The 12616-nt window shown below is 61.5% G+C and carries 14 protein-coding genes; 2 read left to right on the top strand and 12 right to left on the bottom strand.

The window, feature by feature from the left end; all coding sequences use genetic code 11:
- The first annotated feature begins 5 nt into the window (after positions 1-5).
- Positions 6-329 (top strand): ferredoxin FdxA, encoded by a 324-nt coding sequence (fdxA, locus tag ACF8Q6_RS18225; protein WP_003252355.1) that lies wholly within the window; start codon positions 6-8, stop codon positions 327-329.
- Positions 330-864: 535 nt separating this feature from the next.
- Here the strand turns inward: fdxA and rpoS are convergent.
- The 8 genes from rpoS to ACF8Q6_RS18185 form a co-directional block, all read right to left on the bottom strand.
- Positions 865-1872: an RNA polymerase sigma factor RpoS gene (gene rpoS, locus ACF8Q6_RS18220; protein WP_003252351.1), complete on the bottom strand. Its 1008-nt coding sequence runs from the start codon at positions 1870-1872 to the stop codon at positions 865-867.
- Between the two features lie 108 nt (positions 1873-1980).
- The gene (locus tag ACF8Q6_RS18215; protein ID WP_161774442.1) at positions 1981-2838 is read right to left on the bottom strand and encodes a peptidoglycan DD-metalloendopeptidase family protein; all 858 of its coding nucleotides are present in this window, start codon (positions 2836-2838) and stop codon (positions 1981-1983) included.
- 237 nt (positions 2839-3075) lie between these two features.
- Entirely contained in the window at positions 3076-3714 is a 639-nt protein-coding gene (locus tag ACF8Q6_RS18210; RefSeq protein ID WP_003252348.1) for a protein-L-isoaspartate(D-aspartate) O-methyltransferase, read from the bottom strand.
- Positions 3715-3749: 35 nt separating this feature from the next.
- The gene (surE, locus tag ACF8Q6_RS18205) at positions 3750-4499 is read right to left on the bottom strand and encodes a 5'/3'-nucleotidase SurE (protein WP_010952690.1); all 750 of its coding nucleotides are present in this window, start codon (positions 4497-4499) and stop codon (positions 3750-3752) included.
- Positions 4487-5545 (bottom strand): tRNA pseudouridine(13) synthase TruD, encoded by a 1059-nt coding sequence (truD, locus tag ACF8Q6_RS18200; protein WP_004574838.1) that lies wholly within the window; start codon positions 5543-5545, stop codon positions 4487-4489. The genes surE and truD overlap by 13 nt, the downstream gene beginning before the upstream one ends.
- Complete coding sequence (gene ispF, locus ACF8Q6_RS18195; RefSeq protein WP_392493191.1) at positions 5542-6015, bottom strand: 2-C-methyl-D-erythritol 2,4-cyclodiphosphate synthase; 474 nt, start codon at positions 6013-6015, stop codon at positions 5542-5544. Before ispF ends, truD begins: the two co-directional genes overlap by 4 nt.
- 112 nt (positions 6016-6127) lie before the next feature.
- A complete protein-coding gene (gene fghA, locus ACF8Q6_RS18190) occupies positions 6128-6982 on the bottom strand; it encodes an S-formylglutathione hydrolase (protein ID WP_392493192.1) in 855 nt (284 codons plus the stop codon).
- Between the two features lie 8 nt (positions 6983-6990).
- Entirely contained in the window at positions 6991-8103 is a 1113-nt protein-coding gene (locus tag ACF8Q6_RS18185) for an S-(hydroxymethyl)glutathione dehydrogenase/class III alcohol dehydrogenase (RefSeq protein ID WP_003252338.1), read from the bottom strand.
- A gap of 107 nt (positions 8104-8210) precedes the next feature.
- On the opposite strand from ACF8Q6_RS18185, the gene ACF8Q6_RS18180 reads away from it, so the two are divergent.
- Positions 8211-9107: a LysR substrate-binding domain-containing protein gene (locus tag ACF8Q6_RS18180; RefSeq protein ID WP_392493194.1), complete on the top strand. Its 897-nt coding sequence runs from the start codon at positions 8211-8213 to the stop codon at positions 9105-9107.
- Positions 9108-9174: 67 nt separating this feature from the next.
- Here ACF8Q6_RS18180 and ispD read toward each other — a convergent pair whose 3' ends face one another.
- The 4 genes from ispD to kdsA form a co-directional block, all read right to left on the bottom strand.
- A complete protein-coding gene (gene ispD / locus ACF8Q6_RS18175; RefSeq protein WP_392491515.1) occupies positions 9175-9882 on the bottom strand; it encodes a 2-C-methyl-D-erythritol 4-phosphate cytidylyltransferase in 708 nt (235 codons plus the stop codon).
- Entirely contained in the window at positions 9879-10160 is a 282-nt protein-coding gene (gene ftsB, locus ACF8Q6_RS18170; RefSeq protein ID WP_004576849.1) for a cell division protein FtsB, read from the bottom strand. The genes ispD and ftsB overlap by 4 nt, the downstream gene beginning before the upstream one ends.
- A 165-nt stretch (positions 10161-10325) precedes the next feature.
- Positions 10326-11615 (bottom strand): phosphopyruvate hydratase, encoded by a 1290-nt coding sequence (gene eno, locus ACF8Q6_RS18165; protein ID WP_003252333.1) that lies wholly within the window; start codon positions 11613-11615, stop codon positions 10326-10328.
- Between the two features lie 154 nt (positions 11616-11769).
- On the bottom strand, positions 11770-12615 hold the full coding sequence (gene kdsA / locus ACF8Q6_RS18160; RefSeq protein WP_010952685.1) for a 3-deoxy-8-phosphooctulonate synthase: 846 nt from the start codon (positions 12613-12615) through the stop codon (positions 11770-11772).
- Position 12616 lies beyond the last annotated feature (1 nt).

Here is a 12616-nt window from a genome sequence, read left to right as displayed (position 1 = left end):
TAGAAATGACCTTCGTCGTCACCGACAACTGCATCAAATGCAAATACACCGACTGCGTGGAAGTCTGTCCGGTGGACTGCTTCTACGAAGGCCCGAACTTCCTGGTCATCCACCCGGACGAGTGCATCGACTGCGCCTTGTGCGAGCCGGAGTGCCCAGCGCAAGCCATCTTCTCGGAAGACGAAGTGCCTTCTGGCATGGAAAACTTCATCGAGCTGAACGCCGAGCTGGCGGAAATCTGGCCGAATATCACCGAGCGTAAGGACGCCCTGCCGGACGCTGAAGAATGGGATGGCAAGCCTGGCAAGATTGCCGACTTGGAGCGCTGATAGCGCCCAGACGCGAAAAAGGCCCTTCGGGGCCTTTTTTGTTTTCCTACGGGCAAAAAAAAGGGGCGGTTTGACCCGCCCACATTTTTTTCCGTAGTCCCTGCTTGTCCCAAACATCATCCTGATGAAATCGCTTCTTGCGACGTCCTTGGCCTTCATCCTGAAAGCCTGTGCATGTCCCTGTGCACAGTTCGAATACTAGCGGGTTCAGCCCGGCGAGCAAGCGATGGACCTTGCAAGGTATTTCCGCGGACACATTTACTCACCGGTGAATAAACCATGCTTTTCAATGGGTTGTAAAAATGCAGCCTTTGGAAACGACTTTGATTTACTGAAGGTTGCATGGAAAGCTTACACAACGAGTAAGCAAAGGCTTACACACGATGTTACCGGGGTAGCGCGGTACACATTTGATAGGTGTCTTGCCAGGTAGCGTCTGGGCGCCATGCGCCCCGGCAACCTGAAGGGCACCTCGCTTTTCGCCACAAACAAAGACGCCCCGAGATGATCGGGGCGTCTTTTGTTACAGCGCTAGCTACTGGAACAATGACTCGCTGGAAAGACCATTCTTTTCAAGGATCTCGCGCAAGCGCTTGAGCCCTTCCACCTGGATTTGCCGCACCCGTTCACGGGTAAGGCCGATCTCCAGCCCAACATCCTCCAGGGTACTGCTTTCATGGCCACGAAGGCCAAAGCGGCGTACAACCACTTCACGCTGCTTGTCGGTCAACTCGCCCAGCCACTGATCGATGCTCTGCGACAGGTCGTCATCCTGCAGCAGTTCGCACGGGTCGGTCGGGCGGTCGTCGGTCAGGGTATCGAGCAGCGTCTTGTCCGAATCCGGGCCAAGCGACACGTCTACCGAAGACACCCGTTCGTTCAGGCCAAGCATGCGCTTGACCTCGGCGACCGGCTTTTCCAGCAAGGTGGCGATTTCTTCCGGCGAGGGCTCGTGGTCGAGTTTCTGCGTCAGCTCGCGCGCGGCGCGCAGGTAGACGTTCAGTTCCTTGACCACGTGGATCGGCAGGCGAATGGTGCGAGTCTGGTTCATGATCGCCCGTTCGATGGTCTGGCGAATCCACCAGGTCGCGTAGGTCGAAAAACGGAAACCACGCTCCGGATCGAACTTCTCGACCGCACGGATCAGCCCCAGGTTGCCCTCCTCGATCAGGTCGAGCAGCGACAGGCCACGGTTCACGTAACGACGGGCAATTTTGACAACCAGGCGCAGGTTGCTTTCGATCATGCGCTTGCGGCCGGCAGGGTCACCCTTTTGCGACAAGCGCGCAAAATGCACTTCTTCTTCCGGCGAAAGCAGCGGCGAGAAACCGATCTCGTTGAGATACAGCTGGGTGGCATCGAGCGCCCTGCTGTAATCGATGTACTTGTGTTGCTTGAGCGAAGAGCCCGATTTGGCCCTCGTCCGAACCGAAGATACAGCAGGTTCGTCTGACACCACATCCGTTTCCAAAACGATACCCGTCTCCATCAGGAGGACGTCATCGTCGATGTCAAACTCCGGCACTTCTTTACTGAGAGCCATTGTTATAATCCTTTGCTGAGTTCGAACTCAGACTCGAGCGACACCTTTCTCCCTGGCAGCGCTTGAGCCTGTCCCCTCTACATCACAGGAACAGGCTGGGTACAACGGTCAACGACGTGGCAGGAACTGGAGTGGATCGACGGGTTTGCCCTGGCGGCGAATCTCGAAATGCAGCTTCACCCGATCTGTGCCCGTAGACCCCATTTCAGCAATCGACTGCCCTGCCTTGACCTGCTGCCCCTCCCGAACCAACAGCCTGCGGTTATGACCGTAGGCACTGACGTAGGTGTCGCTGTGCTTGATGATGATCAGCTCGCCGTAGCCCCTCAAACCACTCCCGGCATAAACCACCGCACCATCAGACGCAGCAAAAACAGGCTGTCCCAAATCACCGGCGATATCAATGCCTTTATTCAAACTACCGTTTGAAGCGAATTTTCCAATCAGTACACCGTTGGCAGGCCAGGTCCAACCACCTACCGCGCGCTCTGCGGCTGGTACGGTAGCGACCACAGGGGCAGGGGTGGAAGGCGCCGACGTGGCCGGTTTGCTGGTGCTGGCAGGCGCCGTGGCAGTGCTGCCCACAGGCCGCCGCGTGACCGTGGTGCGGCTTGACGAGGACGGGCTGGACACCACCGTGGTGCGACTACTGGAACCGCTGCTGAAACGAATCGCTTGGCCCGGGCGGATGGTATAAGGCGCCTGAATGCCGTTGCGTGCCGCCAGCTCCTTGTAGTCCCAGCCATAACGGAAGGCGATGGAGAACAGGGTGTCGCCTGGCTTGACGATGTATTGCCCAGAAGTCACCGCCGGTCGCTTGGGCACGGTGTTGTTGCGGTCGACCACCCGCGCGCTGTTGCTGCTGGTGCTTGAGCAACCCACCAGAAGCGTGCCAATGGCCAATGCAATCACCAGAAGCTTGAAACCCGACCCGTCCTTGCGCTGCCGAATGACTGTGTGACCCACCCGCGCTCCCCTCATGGTGCCGAAAATCGATATGAAGACAAGAAATGCAATATTGTTGCAATTATAACCAAGCCAGCCGGTAATGGCAGACGGGCACGAAAGACGGGCAAAAAACCCCGGTGCACGCTGTGCGTTAGCGCTTCGCACCGCCTGATAGACAGGGCGAAGTGACAAGAATTCGCCACCGGCACAAAAATACACCGCGCCTCATGCCCGCACAGCTCAGATCAACAGGCCTCAGGCCAGGGGACCGTTGAGCAGCGGCACGAAACGCACAGCCCCCAGTACGCGACGGGAGAATCCATGCTCCTCGCGCACGATCAGCATCAGTTGCTGCGCTTCGCCGGCCGGCCCTACCGGGATGACCATGCGCCCACCGGGTGCCAGTTGATCGAGCAGTGCCTGGGGCACTTCCGGCGCCACGGCGGTGACGATGATGCCGTTGTACGGCGCAAGCGCCGGCCACCCCTCACAACCGTCACCCCAGCGGAATACCACGTTGCGCAGGTTAAGCTCCACCAGGCGCTCTTTGGCCCGGTCCTGCAGCACCTTGATGCGCTCTACCGAAAACACCCGCTCGACCAGCTGGGCCAGGATCGCCGTCTGGTAGCCCGAACCGGTGCCAATCTCCAGCACCTTGTCCAGCGGCCCGGCCTCGAGCAACAACTCGCTCATGTGAGCAACCATGAACGGCTGGGAGATGGTCTGGTTGTGGCCGATCGGCAGCGCGGTGTCTTCGTATGCTCGATGCGCCAGTGCCTCGTCGACGAACAGGTGGCGCGGCGTACGACGGATCACGTCGAGCACCTTGGTGTTCGAAACCCCCTCTTCGCACAAACGCTGTATCAGCCGCTCCCGGGTACGCTGAGAGGTCATGCCGATGCCACGCCGCAGCATATCGTCCTCGCGCATCAGAGCAGGCCCTCCAGCCATCCATCGAGCTGCTCGAAGGCATCATTGAAGGTGCGGTCGAGCTGCAACGGGGTAATCGATACGTAGCCTTGCATCACCGCGTGGAAGTCGGTGCCCGGGCCGCCGTCCTCGGCATCACCGGCCACGGCAATCCAGTAGCCTTCCTTGCCACGCGGGTTGACCACCTTGGTGGGCGCCGCCGCCCGCGCCCGGTGACCGAGACGGGTGAGCTGGATGCCACGGATGTGCTCCAGCGGCAAGTTGGGAATATTGACGTTGAGTACGGTGCGTGGCGGCAACACCAGGCGCGACTGTGCCTCGACCAGACGACGGGCGATATAGGCCGCAGTCGGCAGGTTGTCCGGCTGGCGCGACAACAGCGAGAACGCCAGCGAGGTACCGCCGAGGAAGCGGCCTTCCAGCGCCGCAGCGACGGTTCCCGAATACAGCACGTCATCACCCAGGTTGGCACCGAGGTTGATCCCCGACACGACCATGTCCGGCATCTGCGGCAACAGCCCATTGAGCCCCAGGTGCACGCAGTCGGTCGGCGTGCCGTTGAGGCTGATGAAGCCATTGGCCAGGGTCTGCGGATGCAGTGGCCGGTCCAGCGTCAGCGAACTGCTGGCGCCGCTCTTGTCTTGATCCGGGGCGATCACCGCGCACTCGGCATAATCCGCCAGCGCAGCGTGCAGCGCGGCGATGCCAGGTGCGGTAACACCGTCGTCATTCGAAATCAGAATACGCATGGGCTGTCCGTCTGCCCTGCCGACACCAGATCCACGACTTCACGCACCACCACGGTGGCGAAGCATCCGGCCGGCAGGACGAATTCCAGTTGCAGGATATCAGGCTCGGGATAATGCCACGTCAGGCCGCCAATAGGGAGCCGCAGAATTCGCCGTTCGTGATCCATGCCCGCCTGGGCCAGCCACTGGCAAAGTGCCGGCTGACGTGCGCCGATAGCGTTTTCCAGCTGCGCAGGCGCACCGCCAGCAGGTGAAGCGCCCTCCCCCCACATCGGGCCGGTTGGATGCAGGTCGAGAATCGCCAGGCGCGGGTCGGCACATTCCGCCTCACCCGCCGGGAAGAAACTGCGGCTGTCGGTGAACGCCAGCAGGTCGCCGACCTGGGCTCGGGCCCAGCTACCGTCAGCCACACGCGCAGCCAGCAACTGATTGAACAGGTAGCTGCGCCCGGCCGAAAGCAGCCGCGAACGCACGTTGCGCTGTTCAGGCAAAGCCTTGCGCGCGGCCCAATCGAGGGCGTCATGGACGTTGCCACCCCCGTGCCCGAAGCGCTGGGTGCCGAAATAGTTGGGCACACCTTGCTGCCTGAGCTGCTCCAGGCGGGCATCCACCGCCTGGTGATCGGCAGCCAGGGCGGTCAGGCGCAAGGTGAACCCGTTGGCCGAATGCGCGCCGCGCTGCAGTTTGCGCTGGTGACGCACCTGTTTGAGTACCCGCAGGCTGGCATCCTCGGCACGCGACAGATCCGGATCGGCCTTGCCCGGCAGGTGCAGGCTGAACCACTGGCGGGTCAGCGCCTGGCGGTCCTTCAGGCCGGCATAGCTGATGCTGCGCACGGGCACGCCAGCGGCGCGGGCGAGGCGCCGGGCGGCTTCTTCAGTGTTCAGATCACGCTTCTCGACCCACAGCCACAGGTGCTCGCCTTGGCCCGATAGCGGTATATCCAGAACTTCGTCAACCTGAAAGTCTTCGGCAACCGCTTTGAGGACGGCGGTGCCCAGGGGTTCGCCCGATGCGCGCGGGCCCAGCAATTCCAGTTCGGTCATGCTGGCAGCAGCAGGGCAACCGAATGCACGGCAATGCCCTCCTCGCGGCCGGTAAAGCCAAGCTTCTCTGTGGTGGTGGCCTTGACATTGACCTGGTCGAGCTCGACCTGCAGGTCTTGGGCGATCAGCTGGCGCATGGTTTCGATGTGTGGGGCCATTTTCGGTGCCTGGGCGACGATGGTGGCGTCAACGTTGCCGACCTTCCAGCCCTTGGCCTTGACGATGCCGACCACATGGCGCAGCAGCACGCGGCTGTCAGCCCCCTTGAACTGCGGGTCAGTGTCAGGGAAGTGCTTGCCGATGTCGCCCAGCGCCGCAGCGCCAAGCAAGGCATCGCTCAGGGCGTGCAGCAGCACGTCACCGTCGGAGTGGGCCAGCAGGCCGTATTTGTGGGGGATACGCACCCCGCCCAGGGTAATGAAATCACCGTCGCAGAAACGGTGCACATCGTAGCCGTGGCCAATACGCATAAGAAAACGCCCTGAATGAGTCAGGGCGTGATTCTACCTGCTTTGCAGGGGATTTGTGGGATTGGGGCTGCTGTGCAGCCCTTCGCGGGCACGCCCGTTCCCACAGGAGGCGTTAAACCCGCCCCAGTGCCACCGCATGATGGCGCAGGTGTTCCTCGATGAAGCTGGCAATGAAGTAGTAGCTATGGTCATAACCCGGCTGCATACGCAGGGTCATTTCATGGCCACCTTTGCGTGCCGCCTGCTCCAGCGCTTCAGGCTTGAGTTGCTTCTCGAGGAAGTCGTCACGGTCGCCCTGGTCCACCAGCAACGGCGGGCATTGGCCAGCAGGGGTTTCGGCCAGCAGCACGCTGGCATCCCACTCACGCCAGCGTCCACGGTCTTCACCCAGGTAGCGGCTGAAGGCCTTCTCGCCCCACGGACAATCCATCGGATTGCTGATTGGCGAGAATGCCGACACCGCGCGGTAGCGCCCCGGATTGCGCAAGGCGCACACCAGCGCGCCATGCCCACCCATGGAGTGGCCGCTGATGCTGCGCTCGCCCGACGCCGGGAAGTGGGCCTCGATCAGGGCTGGCAACTCCTCCACCACATAGTCGTGCATGCGGTAGTGCTGGGCCCAGGGTTGCTGGGTGGCGTTGAGGTAGAAGCCCGCGCCCAGGCCGAAGTCCCAGGCGCCGTCCGGATCGCCCGGCACCTGCTCGCCACGCGGGCTGGTATCGGGGGCAACGATGATCAGCCCCAACTCGGCGGCCAGACGCTGGGCGCCGGCCTTCTGCATGAAGTTCTCGTCGGTGCAGGTGAGGCCGCTGAGCCAGTACAGTACCGGCAGCTTTTCGCCCTGCTCGGCCTGCGGCGGCAGGTACACAGCGAACACCATATCGCAACCCAGCACCTTGGAATGATGCCGGTAACGCTTGTGCCAGCCGCCGAAGCTCTTCTGGCAGGAGATGTTATCCAGGCTCATGGCAGACCTCAGAAGTGGATCACGCTACGGATGCTCTTGCCTTCATGCATCAGGTCGAAGGCCTTGTTGATGTCTTCCAGACCCATCGTGTGGGTGATGAAGGTGTCCAGCGGGATCTCGCCTTTCTCGGACATTTCCACGTAGCTCGGCAGCTCGCTGCGGCCACGCACCCCGCCGAACGCCGAACCACGCCAGACCCGACCGGTAACCAGCTGGAACGGACGCGTGGAAATTTCCTGGCCGGCACCGGCCACACCGATGATGACCGACTCCCCCCAGCCCTTGTGGCAGCATTCCAGGGCGGCGCGCATCAGCTGAACGTTGCCGATGCACTCGAAGGAGAAGTCCACGCCACCATCGGTGAGGTCGACGATCACTTCCTGGATCGGGCGATCGTAGTCTTTCGGGTTGATGCAATCGGTGGCACCCAGCTGGCGAGCGATTTCGAACTTGGCCGGGTTGATGTCGATGGCGATGATACGCGAGGCCTTGGCCTTGACCGCACCGATCACGGCCGACAGGCCGATGCCACCGAGGCCGAAGATGGCCACGGTATCACCCGGCTTGACCTTGGCAGTGTTGAGTACCGCGCCGATACCGGTGGTGACGCCGCAGCCCAGCAGGCAGACCTTTTCCAGTGGTGCTTCTTTCTGGATCTTGGCCACGGAAATTTCCGGCAGCACGGTGTATTCGGAGAACGTCGAGGTGCCCATGTAGTGGAACAACTGCTGGCCCTTGTACGAGAAGCGCGTGGTGCCGTCCGGCATCAGGCCCTTGCCCTGGGTGGCGCGGATAGCCTGGCACAGGTTGGTCTTGCCCGAGAGGCAGAACTTGCACTTGCCGCATTCCGGGGTGTACAGCGGGATGACGTGGTCACCCACGGCGACCGAGGTCACCCCCTCGCCCACCGCTTCGACGATGGCACCGCCTTCGTGGCCGAGGATCGATGGGAAGATCCCTTCCGGGTCAGCACCTGACAGGGTATAGGCATCGGTGTGGCAGACACCGCTGGCGACCACGCGCAGCAGCACTTCACCGGCCTTTGGCATGGCCACGTCGACTTCGACGATTTCCAGGGGTTTCTTGGCTTCGAAGGCTACGGCAGCACGGGACTTGATCATCAAAGGTCTCCAGACAGTGGATCGATTCAGTCTTGCAGTGTAATTCAGCGCCATTTGATGAATAATCAGGCCAAAGACAAAACATTATTGCCATACAGGGATAATCGATGAGCAACCGATGGGAAGGCATCGACGAATTTGTCGCCGTGGCCGAATCGGGCCAGTTCACTGCCGCCGCCGAACGCCTGGGGGTTTCCTCATCGCACATCAGCCGGCAGATCGCCCGGCTGGAGGACCGCCTGCAAACGCGCCTGCTGTATCGCAGCACCCGCCGGGTAACCCTGAGCGAAGCCGGGCAGACCTTCCTGCAGCATTGCCAACGCTTGCAGGATGGCCGCGAGGAAGCGCTGCGCGCCATGGGCGACCTGGCCAGCGAACCCAAGGGCTTGTTGCGCATGACGTGCGCAGTGGCCTACGGCGAGCGCTTCATCGTGCCGTTGGTGACGCGATTCATGGCGCTGTACCCGCAGCTGCGCGTGGATGTGGAGCTGAGCAACCACACCCTCGACCTGCTGCATGAAGGCATGGACCTGGCCATCCGCCTGGGCCGCCTGGCCGACTCTCGCCTGGTGGCTACCCGCCTGGCGCCAAGGCGCATGTACCTGTGCGCCTCGCCGGCCTATCTTGAGCACTATGGCCGGCCACACAGCCTTTCGGAGCTGGCGCGGCACAATTGCCTGGTGGGGAGTTCGGACTTGTGGGCGCTACAGCAGGATGGCCGTGAGATCAGCCAGCGGGTACAGGGTAACTGGCGCTGCAACAGTGGCCAGGCAGTGCTGGATGCGGCGCTGCAAGGGATCGGGTTGTGCCAGTTGCCGGATTACTACGTGCTGGAACACCTGAACAGTGGTGCGCTGGTGTCGCTGCTGGAGGCGCACCAACCGCCGAATACGGCGGTATGGGCGCTGTATCCGCAGCAGAGGCACCTGTCGCCGAAAGTGCGGCGGTTGGTAGATTACCTGAAGGAGGGGTTGGCGGGGTTGCCGGAATATCGTTTCGGCTGACGGGATGTGCTGCATGTACTGGCCTCTTCGCGGGTGAACCCGCGAAGAGGCCGGCTCAGGAGAACGCTCAGCGTTTACCCGCCCAGCGCTGGCGCAACCATTCGAGATCTTCGGGCCGGGTCACCTTTATGTTGTCACTGCGCCCTTCCACCAGCCGCGGCGCCTGACCGGACCATTCGATGGCCGAGGCTTCATCGGTCACCACCACATCCGACACCAGGCACTCAGCCAGCGCCCGGTGCAACGCTCCAAGGCGGAACATCTGCGGTGTGTACGCCTGCCAGATCGTGCTGCGGTCCACGGTAGCGCTCACCCGGCCATGGCTGTCGGCACGCTTGAGGGTATCGCGCGCCGGCACCGCCAGCAGGCCACCCACCGGGTCGTCCGCCAGCTCCGACAACAGCTTGTCCAGGTCGCTGCGTGCCAGGTTCGGCCGCGCAGCATCGTGCACCAGCACCCAGTCGCTGTCCCCCGCGCCGTGGGCATGCAGCACCAGCAAGGCGTTAAGCACCGAGTCAGCGCGTTCACGCCCGCCCGACGCGCACTGGATGCGGGGGTCGCTGGCGCAGCGCAGGCCAGGCCAGTACGGGTCGTCTTCGGCAATGCTGACCACCACGCCCTTGAGCGCCGGGTGGCCAAGAAAACAGTCGAGGCTGTGCTCGAGAAGGGTCTGCCCAGCCAGCTCCAGGTATTGCTTGGGGCGGTCGGCAGCCATGCGGGCACCTACACCCGCCGCAGGAATCACGGCCCAGAAGGCCGGCAAGGTATCGATCATTTCTGTGGCAACTGGAAGAGGGTTTCGCCCTCTTTGACCATCCCCAATTCGTGGCGGGCCCGTTCTTCAACGGTCTCCATGCCTTTTTTCAGCTCTAGCACTTCAGCATCGAGCACACGATTACGCTCGAGCAAGCGCTCGTTTTCGGCATGCTGATCGGCAATCTGCTGCTTCAGTTCGGTCACTTGCGCCAGGCTGCCGTTACCCACCCACAGGCGGTACTGCAGGCCACCCAACAGCAAGAGCAGAACGAGGAACAACCAATAGGGACTGCGCATCACGTTATCCAGGTTAAAAAGGCTGCCGCGTTTTTACTTCGGGGCCTCGAATAGCACGAAGCCTGGCCGAGGCCAGGCTTCGTCGACAGAAACCCGTTAGTACGTAGGAAAGTTCAGTACGAACGTTCCTACAACTTCGGCTGCTGCCTTTTTACCATCTCTTGCTTAGCCGCGAAACTCGGCACGACCGCGGTAAACCGCTTTGGCGCCCAGTTGCTCTTCGATGCGCAGCAGCTGGTTGTACTTGGAAACGCGGTCGGAACGGCACAGCGAGCCGGTCTTGATCTGGCCAGCAGCAGTACCCACAGCCAGGTCGGCAATGGTCGAGTCTTCGGTTTCACCGGAACGGTGCGAGATCACTGCAGTGTAACCAGCAGCCTTGGCCATCTGGATGGCTTCCAGGGTTTCGGTCAGCGAGCCGATCTGGTTGAACTTGATCAGGATCGAGTTACCGATGCCCTTCTCGATGCCTTCCTTGAGGATCTTGGTGTTGGTCACGAACAGGTCGTCACCGACCAGCTGGACTTTTTCACCGATCTTGTCAGTGAGGATTTTCCAGCCAGCCCAGTCGGACTCGTCCAGGCCGTCTTCGATCGAAATGATCGGGAAACGCTCGGTCAGGCCTTTCAGGTAGTCGGCGAAGCCTTCGGCGTCGAACGACTTGCCTTCGCCGGACAGGTTGTACTTGCCGTCTTCGTAGAATTCGGAAGCCGCGCAGTCCAGGGCCAAGGTCACGTCGGTGCCCAGCTTGTAGCCGGCTTTTTCGACAGCTTCAGCGATGGCGCCCAGGGCGTCTTCGTTGGATGCCAGGTTCGGGGCGAAACCACCTTCATCACCTACGGCGGTGTTCAGGCCACGGGCCTTCAGGACGGCCTTGAGGTGGTGGAAGATTTCGGTACCCATGCGCAGGCCGTCAGAGAAGGTCTTGGCGCCAACCGGCTGAACCATGAACTCCTGGATGTCGACGTTGTTGTCGGCGTGCTCGCCACCGTTGATGATGTTCATCATCGGAACCGGCATCGAGTACTGGCCCGGGGTGCCGTTCAGGTTGGCGATGTGCGCGTACAGCGGCAGGTCCTGGTCCTGGGCAGCAGCTTTGGCGGCAGCCAGGGAAACAGCCAGGATGGCGTTGGCGCCCAGCTTGGCCTTGTTCTCGGTACCGTCCAGTTCGATCATGGCGCGGTCCAGCGCCTTCTGGTCGGAAGGATCCTTGCCCAGCAGCAGGTCACGGATCGGGCCGTTGATGTTGGCGACGGCCTTCAGCACGCCCTTGCCCAGGTAACGGCTCTTGTCGCCATCACGCAGCTCCAGCGCTTCGCGCGAGCCGGTAGAAGCACCGGACGGCGCGCAAGCGCTGCCGATGATGCCGTTGTCGAGCAGTACGTCGGCTTCCACAGTGGGGTTGCCACGCGAATCGAGAACTTCACGACCTTTGATGTCGACGATTTTTGCCATTGTTGTAAGCACTCCAGAATTTGACGAAAACAACTTAGCTTAGGAAATTCTTGCCGTTCACCAGGTGAACTTGCTTTGGGCAGGCCTGATGAAGGGAGCCCCTGACCGACTGGTCAGGGGTGGATCGGGCGGTACTTTACCCGAGAAATGAGCTTTACGCGGTTTCTACCGTCGGAAAACTTTTCACCAGGTCGTCCAATTGCTTGAGCTGGACCAGGAACGGCTCCAGTTTATCCAGGCGCAGGGCGCATGGACCATCGCACTTGGCGTTGTCCGGGTCGGGGTGGGCTTCGAGGAAAAGCCCGGCCAGGCCCTGACTCATGCCGGCCTTGGCCAGGTCAGTGACCTGGGCCCGACGGCCGCCGGCGGAATCGGCGCGGCCACCCGGCATCTGCAGGGCGTGGGTCACGTCGAAGAACACCGGGTACTCGAACTGCTTCATGATGCCGAAGCCCAGCATGTCGACCACCAGGTTGTTGTAGCCGAAGCTCGAACCACGCTCGCAGAGTATCAACTGGTCGTTACCGGCTTCTTCGCACTTGGCCAGGATGTGTTTCATTTCCTGAGGTGCGAGGAACTGAGCCTTCTTGATGTTGATCACCACGCCGGTCTTGGCCATGGCCACCACCAGGTCAGTCTGGCGCGACAGGAAAGCCGGCAGCTGGATGATGTCGCATACCTTGGCGACGGGCTCGGCCTGGTAAGGCTCGTGCACGTCGGTGATCACCGGCACGTTGAAGGTGCGCTTGATCTCTTCGAAGATCTTCAGCCCCTCTTCCATGCCAGGGCCACGGTAGGACGTTACCGACGAACGGTTGGCCTTGTCGAAACTGGCCTTGAACACGTACGGGATACCGAGCTTCTCGGTAACCCGCACGTACTCTTCGCAGACCTTCATCGCCAGGTCACGGGATTCCAGAACGTTCATGCCGCCGAACAGGACGAACGGCTTGTCGTTGGCGATCTCGATGTTACCGACGCGAATGATCTTCTGGGTCATC

This window comes from Pseudomonas sp. GLN_2 (genome assembly GCF_043106005.1).
Taxonomy (GTDB): domain Bacteria; phylum Pseudomonadota; class Gammaproteobacteria; order Pseudomonadales; family Pseudomonadaceae; genus Aquipseudomonas; species Aquipseudomonas alloputida.
This window is presented reverse-complemented; position numbering and strand designations above follow the sequence as displayed.